This window comes from Wolbachia endosymbiont of Ostrinia scapulalis (assembly GCF_023559145.1).
Taxonomy (GTDB): Bacteria; Pseudomonadota; Alphaproteobacteria; order Rickettsiales; family Anaplasmataceae; genus Wolbachia.
This window is the reverse complement of the sequence record NZ_CP096926.1, coordinates 328,443-349,497: the sequence shown is the minus strand read 5'-3', so window position 1 is coordinate 349,497 and position 21,055 is coordinate 328,443. Positions and strand designations below refer to the sequence as shown.

Here is a 21,055-nt window from a genome sequence, read left to right as displayed (position 1 = left end):
CCTTAACTACCAACATAAACCCAAACTTTAACTCCTATAATACCACATATAGTCTTCGCTTCACAAAAAGCATAATCTATATTAGCACGCAAAGTGTGTAAAGGCAAACGACCTTCTTTGTACCATTCAGTACGAGCTATTTCAGCTCCACCAAGACGCCCAGAGCAACTTACTTTAATACCCTCAGCACCCATCTTCAAACAATTTTGAATAGCTTTTTTCATCGCTCTTCTACATGAAATCCTTTTTTCTAGCTGATGTGTAATACTCCTTGATATTAAAACTGCATCTATTTCAGACTTTTTAACTCCTACTACATTCACTTCGACACTACTTTTTACTTTTTTAGCTATTTTTTGCTTTATCTTCTCAACATCTAAACCTTTCTTACCTATTATAACTCCAGGCTTAGAAGAATGTATTATTACAGACACTAAATTAACTGTACGCTCTACAATTACTTTAGAAATACCAGCATGCTTAAAGGATTCATTTATATAACTGCGAATAAATAGATCGTGATGCAATCTCTGTTTATAATCGTCTGTAGCACACCAAACAGAATCCCAGGTATTACTATTTACTTGTAATCTAAATACTTTAGGATTAACCTTCTGTCCCATATTTTTACACTTTCCTTATTAACTTTCCATTTCTATAAATCATACAATTTCTTTCAATTTTATAGTTATATTACTATAAAATTTACTCATTCTATTAGCCCTACCCATAGCTTTTGGATATACTCTACGCAAAGTAAGGGACTTACCTATTAAAATTTCCTTTATATATAAATTATCAATGTTCAATCCATAATTATTTTGAGCATTAGAAATTGCAGAATTCAACACTTTCATTATAAAACCAGCAGCTTTTTTTTCACAAAATCTTAATTGTACATTAGCAAAAGAAACTTTTTTATTACGTACTAAATCAGCAACCAAATTCAATTTGCGAGGAGTCGATCTTAAAATCCTAGAACCAGCCTCAACTATTATATCCCTATTTTTCATATAAATTACCTATCTTCTTGTTGCCTTTTTATCACCACCGTGCCCAGTAAATTTACGAGTAGGTGAAAATTCACCAAATTTATGACCTATCATATTCTGATTATCAATACTAACAGGAATGTAATCTTTACCATTATAAACAGCAAACTTTAAACCCAAACAATTAGGAAGAATTACAGAAGCCCTGGAATGAATTTTTATCACCTTATTAATAGAACCCTCTTTTAAAGCTCTCTGAACTAATCTTAGTACAGATGGGTGTAAAAAAGGTGGTTTCCATACAGATCTACTCATAAATTAACCTTTCAATTTTTTTATATACTTATCACTAGATTTATTTTTTTTCCTAGTTTTCCTTCCTTTTGTTGCAACACCCCAAGGAGTAACAGGATGACGACCGCCAGAAGTTTTTCCCTCTCCACCTCCATGAGGATGGTCAACCGGATTCATTGCAACTCCACGTACAGTAGGTCTAATCCCAAGCCACCTACTTCTCCCAGCTTTACCCAACTTTCTATTCTTATGGTCAGGGTTAGATACTACACCAATAGTAGCCTTGCAAGAAGATAAAATCAACCTAATTTGACCAGACCTGAGTCGTAATAAAACATATTGACCATCACGACCAACGATTTGTGCATAACAACCAGCAGCTCTAGCAATCGCAGCACCATTACCTGGCTTCAGCTCAACATTATGAACGAAAGAACCAACAGGTATATGCTTGAGTAGTAAACAATTCCCTGGCAAAATATCAGCATCATCTCCAGCTGTCACAACATCACCAGGCTTCATACCTTGAGGAGCTAATATATAAGATTTAGTATCATCTTCCTTATATGATACTAATGCTAAAAACCCACTTCTATTTGGATCATACTCTATTTTCTCAACTACACCCTGATCACTTCTATTACGTTTAAAATCTATAACTCTATACTTCTTCTTGTGACCACCACCCCTGTGACGAGTTGTAATTCTACCATGATTATTTCTTCCACCACTGGATTTCTTACCAAATACAAGAGACTTCTCCGGCTTATCTTTTGATAAACCAATTTTACTTATTAATATAGTCCCACGAGAAGACGGAGTAACAGGATTAAAAAATTTCATACCCATATTAAACGCTCATTATATCTAATTTTTGACCATCTATCAAAGAAAAATAAACCTTTTTTCTCTGTTTTTTACAACCAATCACACCCCTGAAACGTCTACATTTAGGTTTAACTCTAATAACATTTATAGAAGAAGTTCTGACATTAAATAAAGACTCTATTGCCGATTTTATTTGACGCTTATTTACATTTACAAAAACATACAAAGAGTATTTATTAAACTTCTCTCTTAAAAGAGAAGACTTTTCTGTGATTACAGGAGATTTTATTATATTATTATATTTAATCATAACAATCTACCTTCAAGATGCTTTAAAGTGTCTTTTGTTAACATCACGCATTCATGATTCAATATATCAAAAACATTTAACCCAATGGGTTTGATTAAATCTACATAATGCAAATTTTTAGCAGCACGTAACAAATCATCTCCATAATCACCAACTATTAAAAAAGAAGAAAATTTAAAATTTTTAATATATTCACACATTTTAGATGTTTTCTTCACATCAACATTTAAACTATCAAGAACAATAACTTGATTATTTAAATATTTTAGAGATAAAGCAATTTTTAAACCAAATTTACGTACTTTTTTATTAAGAGAATAAGCATGACTCCTCACAACAGGACCAAAAATAATTCCACCACCTCTAAATTGAGGAGATCGCAAGCTCCCCTGTCTCGCCCTACCGGTACGTTTTTGACCATAAGGCTTAGCTGTTGTACCAGAAACATCACTGATACCCTTTGTTTTATGAGCACCAACTCTTCTCTTTGCTAATTGCCATCTCACTATATCATGCAAAATACTCAATTTTTGCTTGGCAGAAAATATCAAGGGATTAAGCTCAACACTACCTACATTATTATTAGATAGATCAACTAATTCACATTCCATAACTAACTCACCAAATTATTAGCATCATCACTCATATTCAACAGCAGACCTACTGGAAAAGGAACATCTTTATGTAAAGGCTTTTTAACTGCATCTCTCACAAAAACATAAGAGTTTTTAAACCCAGGAACATTATTACCCTTTACAGCAATTATGCTATTTTCATAATCAATGGATAATATTTTCATATTCTGTACAGTTACTCTGCTATTACCTAAATGACCAGCCATTTTCTTCCCCTTGAATACTCTACCAGGATCTTGACATTGACCAGTAGAACCTTGTGATCTATGAGCAATAGAAACGCCATGAGATGCCCTAAGCCCACTGAAGTTATGCCGCTTCATCACACCAGCAAACCCTTTGCCTAAAGAATAACCCGTAATGTCAAGATATTGACCAACTACAAAATGATTAACCCCCACCTTTTTACCACATTCTATTCCGAATAGATCAGTTAATCTACTTTCGTATAATTTACATTTACTATTTATACCCTTTTTCTTTAAATATTCCAACTGAGGTTTTGCTATTTTTTTTAAATCTCCTGTGCCTAAAATGACTGAATTGTAGCCACATTTATCTTGTCCTTTTATATCGATAATATAAGTTTCGCTGAGATGCAATAAGGTTACAGCCATGCGACTATTATCAAAATACATAGCAGTATGGCCAACATTCGTCATTAACAAACCAATTCTCCTAAGCGAATTTATTCTCTTCATTTCCTTTTCCTAAATATTAACTTCCTTAACCTTTAAATCCACTTCTACACCAGCAGAAAAAGATAAATCTGCAAGCATCTTCATCATAGTAGAAGTAGGATTATGTACAATAATTAACCGCTTAGAAATTCTCATTTCAAATTGCTCACGAGATTTTTTATCAACATGAGGAGACCTATTAACAGTAAATTTAGAATCTTTTCTTGGCAACGCAATCGGACCAGATAAATCTGCATTAAACTGCTTTAATTGATCAATAAACTCGCGAATACACTTTTCCAACAAAGAACAATCGAAAGCTTTGATTCTAATATATATATCTTGCTTCATCTTAGTTATTATACTCATTCTAAAATTTCCGAAACAACCCCAGAACCAACAGTTCTACCACCTTCTCTTATCGCAAAACGCAATCCTTTATCCATTGCTATTGGTACTTGCAACTCCACTTCTATACTTACATTGTCCCCTGGCATTACCATCTCCTTTCCATCTAGCAATTTTATGCTCCCAGTTACATCCGTTGTCCTTAAATAAAACTGTGGCTGATAATTTCCAAAAAATGGTGTATGCCTTCCTCCTTCTTCTTTCTTCAATATATACACCTCCGCATTAAATTTCTTATGCGGGGTTATTGTCCCTGGTTTTGCCAATACTTGCCCTCTCTCCACTTCTTCTCTCTTTGTTCCTCTTAGTAGTATTCCTACATTGAGTCCTGCACTTCCCTTATCTAGCAACTTCTTAAACATCTCAACACCAGTACATATCGTCTTTTGCGTCCCTTTCAGACCTATTATCTCTATCTCGTCCCCTGTCTTTATCTCCCCCTTCTCTATTCTTCCTGTTACTACCGTCCCTCGGCCCGATATTGAAAATACATCTTCTATTGGCAACAAAAACGGCAAATCTATAGGCCTTGGAGGTACTGCCACATACTCATCTAACTTCTCCATCAATTTATCTATTGATTTCTTTCCATACTCACTACTATCATCCTCTAATGCTTTTAACGCAGACCCAACTATCATAGGCACTTCATCACCTGAAAATCCATACTTACTCAGCAACTCTCTCACTTCCATTTCTACCAAATCTATCATATCAGCATCAGCAACATCAGCTTTATTTATATATACCACGATATATCCAACACCCACCTGTTTTGCCAGCAATATATGCTCTCTCGTTTGTGGCATCGGCCCATCAACCCCTGACACTACCAATATCGCTGCATCCATCTGTGCTGCACCTACTATCATATTCTTTACATAATCAGCATGTCCAGGGCAATCAACGTGTGCATAGTGTCTCTTTTCTGTTTGATATTCAACATGCGCTGTTGCTATTGTTATACCTCTCTTTCTCTCTTCTGGCGCTTTATCTATTTGATCATATGCTACAAAATTACCATAATGCTTTGTTATCGCCGCTGTTAACGTTGTCTTCCCATGATCCACATGTCCTATCGTTCCCACGTTTACATGCGGCTTTCCAAATGCTTCTACTATCGCTGTCATAATCTTAACTCTTCTACTTAAAATACAAATACATCAATAAATAATATGTTGATTTTATATAAATACAACAAAAAAAGAGCGGATAGTGGGAATCGAACCCACGTCACTAGCTTGGAAGGCTAGAGCTCTACCATTGAGCTATACCCGCACAATGGAGGAGGTAGGATTCGAACCTACGTACGCAATGCGGACAGATTTACAGTCTGTTACCTTTAACCACTCGGTCACTCCTCCACAAAAATCTGTTAAGAGAACACTACCTTAACTTAAGTTTTATTATTTCTAATATTAAACATCCAAATCCAAAAGATCAAGTAATAAAAGCTAATCTAACTGATTTCAGTTAGATTTTACTTTTATATAACAAAATATTGTCAATAAAACGCCCAAATAAATAATGTGAATCATGTGTACCTGGCGCTTCTTCTGGATGGTATTGAGTAGAAAAGACTGGGTAATCCTTTATCATTATCCCCTCTACACTATTATCAAATAGAGAAATATGAGTAACTTCAACGTTACTTGGAAGAGAAGCTGAATCAACAACAAAACCATGATTTTGGCTAGTTATCTCAACTTTTTTATTCTCTAGATCATAAATTGGATGATTACTCCCTCGATGACCAATATCCATCTTGACAGTCTTTGCTCCCAAAGTAACTGCAAGTAATTGATGGCCCAGGCATATGCCAAAAACTGGTATTTTAGATTTCACAATAATTTCTATTTCTGAAATTACACTCTCTCCTATCTCTTGTGGATCACCAGGGCCATTTGAAAGCACTATACCATCTGGATTCATGCTTAATATTTTGTGAGCAAAACCTGTATCTGGTTTGACTAATTCAACCGTACAATCAAGTTCTACTAAGCGTGAGATTATACTATTTTTTATACCGAAATCAACAATTACAATCCTATATTTTGCATTAAGAGCACTTTGAAAGTTATTACTTAAACTGACTTTCTTAGTTATTTCTATTCCATTTACAGATTTGTATTTCTTCAATTCATCTAATATATGTGCCTCACTTGACGGACATATCATTCCATTTTGAGATCCATGTTTTCTCAAATATCTCGTCAAAGCTCTAGTATCAATTCCCGATATCCCAACTACATTATTTTTCTCCAACCAATCATTTAAACTAATATATGAAGAAGAGTGAGACATAGGAGAAAGTTCACGCATAACCACACCACTTGCAAAAATTTTCTCTCCTTCATTATCTTTATGATTTATTCCAACATTACCAATATGAGGAAAAGTGAACGCTATGATTTGATTAGCAAAAGAAGGATCGGTTATAGTATGTTGATACCCGGTCATACCAGTGATAAAACAAACTTCACCTATACATTTGCCCTTTTTACCTACCGATCTTCCCCAAAAGCACTTGCCATCTTGTAAAACTAAAGCTGCATCCTGCATTTAATTCTCTCAACTCATTTAAAATATTATATAAGAATTTTAAATTACAAGTAAGCAAATACTAAATTTCCCTTTAACTTTATATAAAATTCAAAATTATAAGTAGCTTTCTTTTTTTATTATTTAGCAAAATTATAGCAAACTTAACTTGTGTGAATAGGCAATAGTCATTACATTCATACTTCACGTTATGTAAATTCACATGGATAGAAAAACTTGTCTCATTACAGGAGCATCATCTGTCATTGGAGAAAGTCTAGCACGGTTGCTCATTAAAGATGGATGATTTGTGGTTGGCATTGCAAGGCGCACTGAAAAACTGGAAAAATTAAAAGAAGAATTAGGTAGTAATTTTTTACCTATAACATGTGATGTAAGCAAAAGTGAAAATATTAAAAACTCGTCTGATTTTTTAAAAAAGCAAAATATTATACCAAATCTCTTTTTTCTTAATGCAGGATGTGGCGAAATAGAAGATAAGTTTCATACCAACATTCATAGAAAAACATTTGAAACCAATTATTTTGGCGTTATCAACTGGATTGAAGAATGGATTCATCATAATTCCTTGGCAACTTTTGCGGTTATATCTTCTCTTGTTGCTATGCATGCAACACCACATGCTTCTGCATACTGTGCCAGCAAAGCAGCACTAAAAAGTTGTTTTCAATCACTAAAAATCCAATATGCTGACAGTAGCACAAAGTTTATCACCATAATGCCAGGGCCAGTAAAAACAGATATGTTTAAGTCTAATAAACCACTTCCCTTCATATGGGAGCCAGAAAAAGCTGCAGCATATATTTTAAAAAGTATATTTAAAGGAAAGAAAGTTATAGCGTTTCCAATTTTCTGGCGGTTATTTTTTCATATTTTACAAATTCTTCCCACTAAAATGACTGCAAGAATCTTACGATAATCACCAAATCTACCATCTTGTAAAGCTAAAGCTCTTCAAAACTCAATCGCAAGCTTCTCCACACAAAAACATCTTGACTATAGCATGTTTCATATTATATGAATAAACTGTTAATGAAAGTGGAGGGTTACAATGCCTAATAATACAGATCAGTCTAAAAAAATAAATGAGAAATGGTTATTTATAGGAGGTGCTTCACTGTTTCTTGTAATAATGCTACCATCAATTTTTCTCTTAGCAAAAATAGCTATGATGTTTGTTATAATCTCAACTACAGCAATAGCAATAAAAATTGCCTCAAAAGCAATATCAAACGTTTTAGAGGATAAAGAGAATCAATCAACACAAAATAAAATTATAAACCTAGCTATTGGAGCAGTGTCCATACTTGCAGGTGGGATATCATTACTTATTACAGCAAAAGTTGGTTTCATCGCAATATGCTCAACTATAGCTATTTTAGCTCTGTATGAATATATTAAAGATGAAAAAATAGGTAAGGATATAAATGATAAATTCGATGAAATAGCTAATGATACAACTGAGTTTTGCGTCAACAACATTGAAAAACTTATTCCATCACAAAGTTGTGAAGTGTAATCTTTTGTTTATAAATTTTTAGATGCATGGCTAACGTATAAACACTGAAATCAGCACTTCCTTTCTTGTTATTCTAGTAATGGCTTCCATCATCAAAAATGTTGTATTACTTTTATACTCGCAAATCTAAATGGATTCCATTGCTGGAATGACATTACCTTGAATGGAAATCGGTGCGTGATGTACATCTGTATAGAGATTAAATATGTCATTCAGTTTGTTATCATTCTAGTACTGCCATTCTATAGGTAACAGCTGTACCTGGAACTCCTCTCTTGTCATTTCAGCACTGGAATCCAGAAAACTTAATTTCAAACCAGTACTTTCCCTCTTTTCATCCCAATTTCCAAAATGTTACTCCAGTACTGAAATCCAGCTTTTTTATAACTATCGAAAACACTGTATTACTTTACAAATTTAACTAGATATAATTACTTGCATGGCACGTTCGTAAAATTACGATAAAAAATTACTTGACAAACTCTAATAGTTTTGTTACCATACGTAGTGAAGGCGTTCTAGAGCTCGGAATCTATCTTCGTCTGCAGACTTTTCAATTCAATTAATCTATAATCTTCAGTTAAAATATATTTAAGCTATACTTCGGTCGTAGCTGTATACATTTTTCTGAATCTTTTTTTATTAACAGGAGGGTCATTATGTTTAAAATTCTGAATTACGCATATCATTAACCTGCATGTCTTTAAGGGACAGATGGTACCTATGTCCTTTTTATATTATATTTTATAGCAATATCATGTATTACTTTACGCCCCAGTCTTTTTCAAATATTGCGAGCCCTTGATCAGTAAGTGGATGATTAATTAACTGTCTAAGTATTTTTGCTGGTACAGTAATTGAATGAGCACCAAGCCGTGCAGCTTCTATTACATGTGCTGGACTTCTTACTGATGCAACAAGAACTTTTGTCTTAAAATTATAATTAGAATATATAGTGCATATATCTTCTATTAGCGATAAGCCATCATAGCTTATATCATCAAGGCGACCAACAAAGGGAGAAATAAAACAAGCACCGACCTTAGCGGCAAACAGTGCTTGTCCAGGAGAAAAACATAATGTAATGTTAGCAGGTATTTTATGTTCTGTCCACAACTTTTTACAAGAAATTAATCCTTCATGTGTAAGGGGTAACTTTACTACGATATTACTAGCTATTTTCGCTAACTTCAGGCCTTCCTTAACCATATCTTCATGGCTATCTGCAACAACTTCAACACTAACAGGCCCTTTTATAATAGAGCATATTTCGCTTACTAAATCTTCGTACTTATCTTTATGTCCAGATTTTGCTATTAAAGAAGGATTAGTTGTTATGCCATCAATGAACTCTTTTAGCTCCTTAATTTCATTCAAATCAACACTATCAAGAAAAATTTCCATATTATTGTCCTATTAAAAACCTATTTTTACAAAATATTGTCATCTTTGAAAAGTATTAAATAAAATCGGATTTTTAACTCAACTCAATTTTCAGTCCGTTAGGAAAGAAAATATTGCACTGAGACACAGTATACTCCTGGTAATAAACATGAATTGGTTGCACTTTATTAACAAAATTAGCATAACCAATTTCTGAAGTTTACTAGCTTTACGTTCAATAGAAATTCTTGCATAGCCTAAAACTTAGTGCTACTATTAGTATAGTAACATAAATAGGTAGTGAGGAACAATAAACAAAATGACTAAGTTCGAGTTTAACGCTCGCAATTAAATTCAACTAAAAAGGTTCATATAAAAGGAGTTTTGATAGCTTAATCACTCCTAAAGTAAATATATTATCAGAACAATAGTAATAAGGGGTATACTATGTCAACAAATTTCCCGACATTGAAAAACATATTAGCAGAGCTGAAAAGAAAAAATAGCATTACTGTTTTAGAAGAACATTGTCAGGAAAAATGGGAGGTTTATGACTTGCTCATGGATTTAACAAATGATGAAAATTTTAAGCAAGCATATATAGATCTATCTTTCAACAAGAGCTTTAAAAAAAACTTTATAGAATTAGCAAATCAGGCAAAAAAAGCTGTAAGTAAGTATTTTAGAGATAAAGACATAGACCTTCGAGCTTTTTATGTAGAAACTAACAATTCTGATAAAGTGTTAAACATTAATCTTATTAATTACAATAGAAGTGAGCCAATAAGAATTAGTGATATCTTACAGCAAGAAAGGGATATTAGCACATTGAATATCTATTGCGATAAAAAGCATGACATATACGCTTACCGAAAAGGTAAGGAAAGACATTATGAATTTAAAGAGGGTGCATATTATGAAATGACAAGCACTTGGCCTGTGCAGGACAAGGATGGGAAAACTTTTACCTGTACTATGGTTATGAATGTAAGTAATTCTGGTATAACTAAAGTACTACAGTTTAATGGTAAAGATTTTGAATCGCCACCTGAGGAGTTTTTGGAATTAATAAGACAAAATGAAGAATTATATATTCAAGGTCTCTCTCTACATGACGCTGTCAAAGCATTATTGGAGAAGAATAAAGATGCTCCAGCTGTTATTAATCTGCAAAATAATGAACATATCGTAATCAATAAAGATGAAAAGATGAAAGATCTTGAAAATGATGCTAAAAGCAATCCTATTCTTTCTTTCACTAGCAACAATGTATCAGAGGTTAATACACAGCAGGTTGCAACTCAGGCAATTGCAACTCAAACAGAAGTTAATTCACAGCACACTGAAACTCAGACAGAGGTCTCTGTACAACACGTTAAGACTCAAACAGAAATTGGCTCTCAACAGACTGAAACTCAGACAAAAGTTGATTTACAAGAGGTTGCAATTCAAACAGGAATTAGTTTACAGCACACTGAAACTCAAACGAAAATTGGCTCTCAACAGGCTGAAATTCAAAGTTTACAAGAAGTTGCAACTCAAACAGAAGTTAATTTACAGCACACTGAAACTCAGACAGAGGTTGCTGTGCAGCACGTTGAAACTCAAACAGGAATTGGCTCTCAAGAAACTGAAACTCAGACAGAAGTTAACTCACAACAACTAGATCAAAAGCTTACAAAAGCTGAACAAGAAATTAGAGAATTAAATGAACTGAGGAACAATTTACAATATAGGTTCGACAACGCTGAACAAGAACTTGAAGAGTTAGAAAAGCACAATAGTGATTTACAGGATAAACTTGGAGAAGAAAAGCAAAAAAATGCAAAATTACAAACTGAACTGACACAAAAAGATGAAAAACTAGCAAATATATCAACAGAGCTGCAAGAAAGAGTGCAAGAACTTGAAGGTGCATATGAAGAAAAGAAAGACCTGAAGAAAAAGCTGGAAGTTGCCAATGCACGAAAAGAAGAGTTGATAAGTGAGTTAAGAAAATTGCACGAGGAATTAAATCAACTGAAAGAAGAAAAGTATAGTTTGGAAGACAAGCTTGATCAATCAGAACACTATAGCAATAGTACAAAAGAAAGCAGTGAACAACAAATATCAGATTTGAAAGAAGAGTTATTATTACTGAAAGAAGCAAATCAAATGTTAAAAGCAAAGCAAGTAGAATCAGAACAAGAACTCGTGGAGGCTAAGCAAAAAATTGAGGAATTGAAGGAACAGTGCAATGATTTACAAGTTGAGTGTAAAGAAAAGGAACAAAGACTTGAGAAAGAAATGAGTAAAACAGATGAGCGAATAATCCAGCTCAATAAGGAGCAAGAGCAGAAAATTCAAGAAATTTATGGAAAAAATAAGGAACTGGAAGAAAAGGTAGAAGAACTGAAGGAAAAGCTAAAAACTGCTAATGCAGAACAAGAGAAACTACAAGGTAAATTGAACCAGTTTGAAAAAAAAGAGGAAGAGATAGAGGAAGCAGAACACATGATAAGTGCAAGGGATAAGTGTATAGCGAGTTATAAATCTCAAATACAAAATTTAGAAAATGAGCATAACGCACATTTGGAATCTGATGAACAAGAGGCAGATCAGCTAACGTGGGATTTTGAAACGTTAAAGAACGAGCTAGAGCTTAAAGATGAGCAGATCGAGACAATAAGAGGGCAATTACGGCAGGAGATAGAAGAAGAAATAGTTAATAAGTACCGTCCATCACTGGAATTAAAGTTTAAAGAATATGAAGATGAGATTGAAAGATTAATAAGAGAAAAAAAAGAGCTAAACGATAAAGTACAATACTTAAATAACGAAGTAGAACTGTTAAGTCCAGTAATTGATAAAGTACTTGTTAATAAAAAGGAAGTTTTTGATAACAATTCAAAAATGTTTTACCAGCTTACAGAGGAAATTGATGATTCAGAAAAAAAACCTAGGTCTTTAAGCCTTGATAGCGCATTTCATAGCGATCACTGTAATTCACTTCTAGACTTAATCAGCAGTCCATCAAAGGTGTGTAGCCAAAGTCAGCGTGGAGGTGTTTAATACTGTTCAGATGCATATGAAATCAGTGCTTCTTCTTGTCACCCAACTCTTGTCATCCCAGTGCGTAACACTGGGATCTGGACATAAAAACATTTGCAAATTATGCAATGGACAACAGATTCTAGGAACATATGTTAAAATCATATCCATGATGAAAATAAGATAGATCCCAGTGTCACGCACTGGGATGATATCCTTCTAATGTTCGTACAGTTGTGTGTCAGCTACTTGAACGACAAACATTGAGATGACAAGAGTAGATTTATTTCTTGAACAAAAAAGAGCCCCTAAAGAGATTTGACATCAAGATAACTTAAATATATACCAACTCTCTTATCTTTTAATGATTCCTCATAATGAGTCAGGTGATCAAAAACCTGAATTTGATTTGTTAGAATGCTACAATTATTATTTGTAACCTCTAATATACCATTATCAATTACAACTTTTTCCTTTGTCTGGTTACTCATTTTAACAGTAATTATACCAGGCAATAAATAAATTAAATAAGGGGAATGGCAGGCTAAAATCATCAATTCCCCTTCAAGCCCACTCACTGAAAGCGAGACCACTTCATCGAATGAAATTCGATTATCAGGAGAAAAAAATTGCACCTTAAAAGTGTTCATAATCTTTAATGTCCGGCTCCAACTTCAGCTTTTATTGATTCAGCTTTTTCTATTGCTTCACTTATACTTCCCACCATATAAAAAGCAGCTTCTGGCAGATGATCATATTTACCTTCAATAATTCCTTTAAAACTAGAAATAGTATCAGAAAGTGAAACAAATTTGCCAGACATGCCAGTAAATACCTCAGCAACATGAAAAGGTTGAGAAAGAAACTTCTGAATTTTACGAGCTCTATCAACAATAATTTTATCTTCATCAGATAGTTCATCCATACCAAGTATTGCAATAATATCTTGCAGCAACTTATAAGTTTGCAATATACGTTTCACCTCAGAAGCCACATTATAATGTTCTTCACCAATGATTTCAGCAGATAAAGACTGAGAAGTTGAGTCAAGTGGATCAACAGCAGGGTATATACCCATTTCAGCTATCTGCCTTGACAACACTGTAGTGGCATCAAGATGAGAGAATGTCGTTGCTGGAGCTGGATCGGTCAAATCGTCTGCAGGAACATATATAGCCTGTACAGAAGTAATAGAACCAGCAGTAGTTGAGGCTATTCTCTCTTGCATAGCGCCCATATCAGTCGCAAGAGTTGGCTGATAACCAACAGCCGACGGTATTCTTCCAAGCAAAGCAGAAATTTCAGAGCCAGCTTGAGTAAAACGGAAGATATTATCTACAAAAAATAGAACATCTTGATTTTCATGATCACGAAAATACTCCGCCATAGTTAGTGCTGTTAAAGCAACCCTAGCCCTTGCTCCAGGAGGTTCATTCATTTGACCATAAACCAAAACGGCTTGAGATTTTTCATGCTCATTTATATCTATTACATTCGAAGTAATCATCTCGTTATAAAGATCATTACCTTCACGCGTTCTCTCTCCTACTCCAGCAAACACAGAAAATCCTTTATGAGCTTTTGCTATATTGTTAATCAATTCCATTATCAGAACTGTTTTACCAACACCAGCTCCACCAAATAAGCCAATTTTTCCTCCTTTAAGATAAGGAGCAAGAAGATCTATAACCTTTATTCCTGTAACTAAAACTTCTTCCTGTATCTTCTGCTCGGTAAAACTTGGAGGTGATCTATGTATAGGTTCTAAATTATACTTTCCTTTTAAAGGACCACACTCATCTATAAGCTCTCCTACAACATTAAAAATCCTTCCTAAAGTTGAGCGTCCAACCGGAACTGATATTGGTGCACCTGTATCAACAAACTCATCACCTCTTGACATACCATCTGTGCTATCCATAGCAATGCAACGAACTATATTGTCACCTATATGTTGTGAAACCTCTAAAACTAGCTCCTTGCCCTTACATTTTAGTTTGCTTTTTAAAGCATTAAATATCTTAGGTAACTCGCCTTCAAATTTTAAATCAACAACTGCTTGAGTTATTTTAACTACTTTACCTGTACTCATCTCTTTCATCACCTAACACTACAATTCTATAAAAGAACTTCTAAAGAAAATAAATCTTATATTATTAACAGAAATTTTGCAATATTAAAACACTTACTAGTTACGTTTCATTATAAACAATGCAAATGCATTCAATAGCCAAGTAATAACAAACAGCACCAAACTAAGCGCATAAGCAGCAAGAGTTTGCACACTATTGAAATCCTGATCTCCGGTAAGTAATGTAGCAATTTGTACAGTGATAGTAGTAACTGAATTGAGAGGATTAAAGGTCAAATTTGCATTGATTCCCACAGCCATTAGTACAATCATTGTTTCACCTATCACCCTTGAAATTGATAATAAAACTGAACTTAAAATTGTAGGCATTGCATAAGGTATTGTTATATGCCATATAGTTTCCGCTGGTGTTGCGCCAAGCGCCATAAAACCATAACGTAAACTTTTTGGAACAGATCTTATAGCATCTTCAAGCAAAGAAATAATAAAAGGAAGAATCATTATTCCAATCGATAAACCAGCAATCAAAGCACTTTCTGAGTGTATACTTAGATTAAAAAAATTCGCTACCTGCTTTATAAAAAAAGACAAAAATACAACTGAGAAGTATCCATATACAACAGTAGGAATAGCAGACAAAACCTGTAAGGCTGTATTAATAACATAACGCACTTTTTCACTCGCATACTCACTAATATATATTGCAGAAAATAAACCAAGCGGCACCGCAACTAACATTGCTACAATAGTTATAAGTAATGTCCCCACTAAAAGTGGCGCTATACCAAAACACCCCACCTCTCCTTCACCAATAATAGCTACATTATGCTTCCATTTTAAGCAAAATAAGAATTCTGAAATAGCTACTTTATTAAAAAAAGAAATGGACTGAACAAAAATAGATAGCATTATAAATAAAGTGATAAAAAGTGATATTGCTAAAGCCATAAATAACAAAAATTTTACCATCTTATTTCTTTTACTTTTAAAGATAAAAATCAGCATAAAAAAAAGTAACGCTATAGAAATAGAAGTTATAAAATAACCATCATAGAATGCTAACAAACAAGGTAGCATCCACATACAACTCAAATATATATAAGACTTAACTTTACTTACTGCTTGAAACTTACTCAAACAAAATAAAAGGATTAGTAAAACAGGTACGCCTATAATTAAATTCATTTTTCCATATATCAAATTTTATTCAACAAGAATGCCATAGAAGTTGACCATTATTTGACAATAGAGCAAAATAGTTTAAAATAAATAGTCATATTAATATAAAAACAATGAAAAGAACATTTCAACCAAAAAATTTAAAAAAAAAGCACAAACATGGATTTCGTTCACGTATGTCAACAAAAGCTGGAAGAAAAATTCTTAATAAGCGTCGCTCATTAGGGTGTAATAAATTATGCGCATAGTAAGCATAAAAAAAAAGAGTTTTCCTTTGCTTTTAAAAACAGATTAGCACCTTACAGTCTTTTTTATCGAGGGGTATATATATCACTATATGCTATAAAAGAAAGAGAACCTGAAAAGTATATTCATGTTATTAGAGTAGGTCTGGCTATCAGTAAAAAAGTCGGAAAAGCAGCAAAAAGAAATAAAATAAAAAGGCAATTACGAATGCTAGCTAAAGTTAGCATTTCTAATATAAGTAATGTAGGATACTATTACATAATACTAACCCATAAAAACATTATGCAAGCAGGCTATAAAAATTTACAAAAAGACCTCAATATTTGCTTAAAGAAAGATGAAATAAGAAGGAATTTTCACTAAAGTATTTACAGCTATATTTTTTATGATAAGATAAGTGAAGTTTTTAAGATAAATTAATAGATGTGGGTGCTTGAGGTAAAGAGTATAAAAAAACAAGATAAAAAGCTCGATACAAATAATGCTGAAGAGAGTTTTTATGAATATAGAAAGTCTAGCTATCGTACACAATGGGGAATGGCATTTGAACAAAGCCAATACTTAGAACAAAATAAAGATAATCCTAGAGGGAAATTGCTAAATTTTAATATAGAAGCAACTCATTACAATAAGAGAATAGTTTGATAAAAGTACCCGTTCAGGGAAGTGGTTCAAGAAACGATAGGCAGGGGATTGTACAGTTCTCTTTGTTTCCATGTTAAGTATAATGAAATTATCCTTTCAAGTTCCTAGCTCTGATTACGTAAAATATGAGCTTTTACAGTAAACGATATAATACCTAATTTGCTGTTCAGCGTGATAGTGGAATACTTTCTGGTTTACTTAAAAAATTTCACATCGTTCTTTCAGATTTTAAAATATTTTTCGCAACTTGAGAAGCTCCAGTTGCTTCAGATAGGTAGCTTCAAGTAATACCTTATACGTTTTGCAACTTTCTTACACTTCTGTTTCATTTTTTAATAAAGCTTTTTTTAGCATAAATAATTCAGTAGATGCGTTTTTTAAGTAACAGCCCAGAATTTTAACTTCAATAGTTCAGCTATGTTTCAAAGTACCTGTCAGCGACTATTACGATTGCAACATACACTGTCTTTTAAATCTTCTTTCCCTTTAAAACTTGCAGTATTGCTTCAGCACTAACCAAGTTTACCTTTATTATAACATGTTGATGCGCAAAACCTCACTTTTCTTATTCGATTTGCTCATACACCTTTTTGCATTTTGAAGGAACTCTATATTCACTATTTGATATGCTTTCAATTTACATTAAAAACATCACTTATAATTCTCACGTTTTGAATTTTTATAAAATCAACTGAGTACTACAATTATCAACTAACCCTTGGACCGAATGTATCTGCTTCTTGGTAGTTTGCTACTTCTTCTTTCTCCTCATCTCCAATAACTTAATTAATATTCAATTATATAAAGTTTGATTTTCGGAAGATCAATTGTTTGATGATTTGTTAAATGTTGCTATCTCTCCTCCTAATTTGCAAATAGGTGACAAATTCTACTTTTAAATTTTCTACTTTTATCTTAAAGTTTTCGCAGAGTTCTAAAAGATCAGTTATATTACCTCACAGCTACTCTATGTTTACCTTGTTTCATCGCTCTACTGAAAAGATATAAATAAGAAGAAATTTTTATAAACTTGGCAACGACCTACTTTCCCTTTTTAAGTATCATCGGCGCTAAAAAGTTTCACTTCCGAGTTCGAAATGAGATCGGGTGGTTCATTTTTGCTATAGCCACCAAGTCAACAAAAATTTCTGACTTAACAAATTTTAATTTAATATTTAACACTGCATATGCACATATAGAAAGCAAATAAATCAATCAGGCTATTAGTACCAGTTAGCTTCACATGTTACCATGCTTCTACACCTAGCCTATCAACGTGGTAGTCTCCCACGGCCTTAATTGGGAAATTTTTTTGAAGAGGGTTTCTTGCTTATATGCTTTCAGCAATTATCCCATCTATACATAGCTACCCAGCGATGCTATTGGCATAACAGCTGGTACACCAGAGGTATATACATCTCGGTCCTCTCGTACTAGAGTCAGATCTTCTCAAATTTCCTTCACCCACGGCAGATAGAAACCGAACTGTCTCACGACGTTCTAAACCCAACTCACGTAACACTTTAATCGGCGAACAGCCGAACCCTTGGGACCTTCTCCAGCCCCAGGATGTGATGAGTCGACATCGAGGTGCCAAACGGTGTCGTCGATATGAACTCTCGAACACCATCAGCCTGTTATCCCCGGCGTACCTTTTATCCGTTGAGCGATAACCCTTCCATACAGAATTACCGGATCACTATGACCGACTTTCGTCTCTGCTTGGCTTGTCAGCCTCGCAGTCAGGCAAGCTTATGCCATTGTACTATCAAGCTGATTTCCGACCAGCTCTAGCTTACCTTCGCACGCCTCCGTTACTTTTTAGGAGGCGACCGCCCCAGTCAAACTACCCACCATACAATGTCCTAGTTCCAGATAATGAAACATAGTTAGATATCAAAAGTGTAAAGGGTGGTATCTCAAGGTTGACTCCATTATAGCTAGCGCCATAACTTCAAAGTCTCCCACCTATCCTGCACATCACACTTTTAATAGCAATGTAAAGCTATAGTAAAGGTGCACGGGGTCTCTTCGTCTAACCGCGGGTACCCCGCATCTGCACGGGGAATTCAATTTCGCTGAAGTGATGTTGGAGACAGTGGAGAAATCGTTACGCCATTCGTGCGGGTCGGAACTTACCCGACAAGGAATTTCGCTACCTTAGGACCGTCAGTGTTACGGCCGCCGTTTACTGGGGCTTCAATTCAGAGCTTGCACCCCTCCTATTAACCTTCCAGCACCGGGCAGGCGTCAGACCCTATACTTCCACTTACGTGTTTGCAGAGTCCTGTGTTTTTAGTAAACAGTCGCTACTCCCTATTTTGTGCCACCTACTCATAGTTGCCTAAAAGCGGGTTACCCTTCTTCCGAAGTTACAGGTATAATTTGCCGAGTTCCTTCAACATCATTCTTTCAACACCTTAGTATACTCTACTCATCCACCAGTGTCGGTTTACGGTACGGCCTCATAAATATAAGTGCTATTTCCTGGAGCTTCTTTTAAGCATAGATCAATCCAATCAGACCTATACAAATACAAAACCCGTCACACTTAAGAGGTTTAGGAATATTAACCTAATTGCCATCGACTACTCCTTTACGGACTCGCCTTAGGAACCGACTAACCCTACGCAGATTAACTTAACGTAGGAACCCTTAGATTTTTGGTGAGAGTGTTTTTCACACTCTTTTACGCTACTTATGTCAGCATTCTCACTTCCGATATCTCCAGCAGTTTTTACAAACCACCTTCACAGACTTACGGAACGCTCCGCTACCGCGCCTATTAATCGAAATCAATAAGCACCCACATCTTCGGTATACAGCTTTAGCCCCGGTACATTTTCGGCGCAGAAAAACTTATTTAGACAAGTGAGCTGTTACGCTTTCTTTAAAGGATGGCTGCTTCCAAGCCAACCTCCTAGCTGTAATGGTTTTTCTACTTCCTTTCCCACTTAGCTGTAATTTTGGGACCTTAGATAGTGATCTGGGCTGTTTCCCTTTCCACCACGGACTTAGCACCCATAGTGTGTCTGCTGTATAATTAACTATTGGTATTCGGAGTTTGGTTAGATTTGGTAAGATGATGAATCCCCTTAGTCTATCCAGTGCTCTACCCCCAACAACATAAATACAACGCTCTACCTAAATAGATTTCGCGGAGAACCAGCTATTTCCAAGTTTGATTGGCCTTTCACCCCTAATCACAACTCATCCAATAATGTTGCAACATTAACTGGTTCGATCCTTCAGTATGTTTTACCATACCTTCAATCTGGTCATGACTAGATCACTTGGTTTCGGGTCTAATCCATAAAACTAAACGCCCTATTCAGACTTGCTTTCGCTACGCCTACACCTACCGGCTTAAGCTTGCTTCATAGATTAACTCGCTGACCCATTATGCAAAAGGTACGCTGTCACTCTAAATATCAATAAATTGATATAGAGCCCCAACTGTTTGTAAGCACTTGATTTCAGATTCTATTTCACTCCCCTCCCGGGGTTCTTTTCACCTTTCCCTCACGGTACTTGTTCACTATCGGTCGTTAAGGAGTATTTAGGCTTGGAGGATGGTCCCCCCATATTCAAACAGGATTTCACGTGCCCCGCTCTACTCAAGGATTTAAAAACTTTCTATTTGTACAGGACTATCACCTTCTATGGTTACCATTTCCAGAGTATTCTAATTCTTATTTTTAAATCACTAGCCTTTTCCGCTTTCGCTCGTCACTACTAACAGAATCTCGGTTGATTTCTTTTCCTTTGGCTACTTAGATATTTCAGTTCACCAAGTTTGCCTTATATACTTAGTATATAATAACTAGCTAAGCTAGTTGGGTTTCCCCATTCGGAAATCTGTGGATCAAAATTTGTTGACAATTTCCCACAGCTTATCGCAGCCTGCCACGTCCTTCATCGCCTCTTAACGCCAAGGCATCCATCAAGTGCTCTTAATAATTTATTTATCTGACTATATGTAGAATATGCAGAGTTAAATATTAACTTACAATTGAATTGAGATTAAATAATCTCTACCATAAAACTTTTCAAACATCTAAAAACTAATCTTTTATATGTTACAATCTGATAAATCATATGTCAACGCCTTTTTACACAAAACATTTACCTATTATTATCAACAACAATATACCAGCAATCTTAAACAGTACAATCTGAGAAATATTTGATAAATTGATATGTACAGAAAAATTAATGAAAAAGATATTTTGTAAGATAAAATGTGTTAAAA

General features: G+C 34.5%; 20 protein-coding genes, 2 tRNA genes, 2 rRNA genes and 1 pseudogene. 6 read left to right on the top strand and 19 right to left on the bottom strand.

Annotation, left to right across the window (positions count from 1 at the left end; translation table 11 throughout):
- Positions 1 to 2 precede the first annotated feature (2 nt).
- The 12 genes from rpsC to carA form a co-directional block, all read right to left on the bottom strand.
- Positions 3 to 623, bottom strand: coding sequence for a 30S ribosomal protein S3 (gene rpsC / locus M1L26_RS01780; protein ID WP_211907855.1), 621 nt, complete (start codon positions 621 to 623; stop codon positions 3 to 5).
- A gap of 39 nt (positions 624 to 662) precedes the next feature.
- Positions 663 to 1,013, bottom strand: coding sequence for a 50S ribosomal protein L22 (gene rplV, locus M1L26_RS01775; protein ID WP_211907853.1), 351 nt, complete (start codon positions 1,011 to 1,013; stop codon positions 663 to 665).
- Positions 1,014 to 1,022: 9 nt separating this feature from the next.
- Positions 1,023 to 1,307, bottom strand: a complete 285-nt coding sequence (gene rpsS / locus M1L26_RS01770; RefSeq protein WP_211907851.1) for a 30S ribosomal protein S19 — start codon at positions 1,305 to 1,307, stop codon at positions 1,023 to 1,025.
- Between the two features lie 3 nt (positions 1,308 to 1,310).
- Entirely contained in the window at positions 1,311 to 2,135 is an 825-nt protein-coding gene (gene rplB / locus M1L26_RS01765; protein WP_211907849.1) for a 50S ribosomal protein L2, read from the bottom strand.
- A gap of 1 nt (position 2,136) precedes the next feature.
- On the bottom strand, positions 2,137 to 2,424 hold the full coding sequence (locus M1L26_RS01760; protein ID WP_250120305.1) for a 50S ribosomal protein L23: 288 nt from the start codon (positions 2,422 to 2,424) through the stop codon (positions 2,137 to 2,139).
- Positions 2,421 to 3,035, bottom strand: a complete 615-nt coding sequence (gene rplD / locus M1L26_RS01755) for a 50S ribosomal protein L4 (protein ID WP_006012216.1) — start codon at positions 3,033 to 3,035, stop codon at positions 2,421 to 2,423. Before rplD ends, M1L26_RS01760 begins: the two co-directional genes overlap by 4 nt.
- Positions 3,036 to 3,037: 2 nt before the next feature.
- Positions 3,038 to 3,760, bottom strand: coding sequence for a 50S ribosomal protein L3 (gene rplC / locus M1L26_RS01750; RefSeq protein WP_012482005.1), 723 nt, complete (start codon positions 3,758 to 3,760; stop codon positions 3,038 to 3,040).
- A 9-nt stretch (positions 3,761 to 3,769) separates the two neighbouring features.
- Entirely contained in the window at positions 3,770 to 4,090 is a 321-nt protein-coding gene (gene rpsJ / locus M1L26_RS01745) for a 30S ribosomal protein S10 (protein WP_012482004.1), read from the bottom strand.
- A gap of 14 nt (positions 4,091 to 4,104) precedes the next feature.
- Positions 4,105 to 5,277 carry an elongation factor Tu gene (tuf, locus tag M1L26_RS01740; protein WP_250120085.1) on the bottom strand — a complete coding sequence of 391 codons (1,173 nt, stop codon included), beginning with the start codon at positions 5,275 to 5,277 and terminating at the stop codon, positions 4,105 to 4,107.
- Between the two features lie 77 nt (positions 5,278 to 5,354).
- Positions 5,355 to 5,425 (bottom strand) — tRNA-Gly (locus M1L26_RS01735).
- Positions 5,426 to 5,429: 4 nt separating this feature from the next.
- Positions 5,430 to 5,511 (bottom strand) — tRNA-Tyr (locus M1L26_RS01730).
- 109 nt (positions 5,512 to 5,620) lie between these two features.
- Positions 5,621 to 6,709 carry a glutamine-hydrolyzing carbamoyl-phosphate synthase small subunit gene (gene carA, locus M1L26_RS01725; RefSeq protein ID WP_250120304.1) on the bottom strand — a complete coding sequence of 363 codons (1,089 nt, stop codon included), beginning with the start codon at positions 6,707 to 6,709 and terminating at the stop codon, positions 5,621 to 5,623.
- Between the two features lie 289 nt (positions 6,710 to 6,998).
- Here carA and M1L26_RS01720 point away from each other — a divergent pair, with 289 nt between their 5' ends.
- Together M1L26_RS01720 and M1L26_RS01715 are read left to right on the top strand one after the other, a co-directional pair.
- The gene (locus M1L26_RS01720; RefSeq protein ID WP_246433137.1) at positions 6,999 to 7,628 is read left to right on the top strand and encodes an SDR family NAD(P)-dependent oxidoreductase; all 630 of its coding nucleotides are present in this window, start codon (positions 6,999 to 7,001) and stop codon (positions 7,626 to 7,628) included.
- A 132-nt stretch (positions 7,629 to 7,760) separates the two neighbouring features.
- Positions 7,761 to 8,228, top strand: coding sequence for a hypothetical protein (locus tag M1L26_RS01715; protein WP_250120303.1), 468 nt, complete (start codon positions 7,761 to 7,763; stop codon positions 8,226 to 8,228).
- A gap of 762 nt (positions 8,229 to 8,990) precedes the next feature.
- On the opposite strand, the gene fsa is transcribed toward M1L26_RS01715, so the two are convergent.
- Complete coding sequence (gene fsa / locus M1L26_RS01710; RefSeq protein WP_211907840.1) at positions 8,991 to 9,632, bottom strand: fructose-6-phosphate aldolase; 642 nt, start codon at positions 9,630 to 9,632, stop codon at positions 8,991 to 8,993.
- A gap of 426 nt (positions 9,633 to 10,058) precedes the next feature.
- Between fsa and M1L26_RS01705 the strand changes: the two genes are divergently transcribed.
- Complete coding sequence (locus tag M1L26_RS01705; protein ID WP_250120302.1) at positions 10,059 to 12,662, top strand: hypothetical protein; 2,604 nt, start codon at positions 10,059 to 10,061, stop codon at positions 12,660 to 12,662.
- Between the two features lie 287 nt (positions 12,663 to 12,949).
- Here the strand turns inward: M1L26_RS01705 and M1L26_RS01700 are convergent, their stop codons facing one another.
- From M1L26_RS01700 to pstC, 3 genes are all read right to left on the bottom strand, one after another.
- Positions 12,950 to 13,291 carry a F0F1 ATP synthase subunit epsilon gene (locus M1L26_RS01700; RefSeq protein ID WP_211907837.1) on the bottom strand — a complete coding sequence of 114 codons (342 nt, stop codon included), beginning with the start codon at positions 13,289 to 13,291 and terminating at the stop codon, positions 12,950 to 12,952.
- Between the two features lie 5 nt (positions 13,292 to 13,296).
- On the bottom strand, positions 13,297 to 14,733 hold the full coding sequence (gene atpD / locus M1L26_RS01695; RefSeq protein WP_250120425.1) for a F0F1 ATP synthase subunit beta: 1,437 nt from the start codon (positions 14,731 to 14,733) through the stop codon (positions 13,297 to 13,299).
- A 96-nt stretch (positions 14,734 to 14,829) separates the two neighbouring features.
- On the bottom strand, positions 14,830 to 15,918 hold the full coding sequence (gene pstC / locus M1L26_RS01690; RefSeq protein ID WP_211907836.1) for a phosphate ABC transporter permease subunit PstC: 1,089 nt from the start codon (positions 15,916 to 15,918) through the stop codon (positions 14,830 to 14,832).
- A gap of 107 nt (positions 15,919 to 16,025) precedes the next feature.
- On the opposite strand from pstC, the gene rpmH reads away from it, so the two are divergent.
- From rpmH to M1L26_RS01675, 3 genes are read left to right on the top strand one after another with little or no spacing between them, the layout of a single operon-like run.
- On the top strand, positions 16,026 to 16,160 hold the full coding sequence (gene rpmH, locus M1L26_RS01685; protein ID WP_010404613.1) for a 50S ribosomal protein L34: 135 nt from the start codon (positions 16,026 to 16,028) through the stop codon (positions 16,158 to 16,160).
- On the top strand, positions 16,144 to 16,521 hold the full coding sequence (rnpA, locus tag M1L26_RS01680; protein WP_250120424.1) for a ribonuclease P protein component: 378 nt from the start codon (positions 16,144 to 16,146) through the stop codon (positions 16,519 to 16,521). Before rpmH ends, rnpA begins: the two co-directional genes overlap by 17 nt.
- A gap of 60 nt (positions 16,522 to 16,581) precedes the next feature.
- Entirely contained in the window at positions 16,582 to 16,803 is a 222-nt protein-coding gene (locus tag M1L26_RS01675) for a hypothetical protein (protein ID WP_211907835.1), read from the top strand.
- Positions 16,804 to 16,829: 26 nt separating this feature from the next.
- Here M1L26_RS01675 and M1L26_RS01670 read toward each other — a convergent pair.
- The 3 genes and pseudogenes from M1L26_RS01670 to M1L26_RS01660 all read right to left on the bottom strand — a co-directional run.
- A pseudogene (locus tag M1L26_RS01670) lies at positions 16,830 to 17,640 on the bottom strand (IS66 family transposase); the annotation flags it as partial.
- A gap of 191 nt (positions 17,641 to 17,831) precedes the next feature.
- Positions 17,832 to 17,938, bottom strand: a 5S ribosomal RNA gene (gene rrf / locus M1L26_RS01665).
- 67 nt (positions 17,939 to 18,005) lie between these two features.
- Positions 18,006 to 20,770, bottom strand: a 23S ribosomal RNA gene (locus M1L26_RS01660).
- Positions 20,771 to 21,055: the final 285 nt, after the last annotated feature.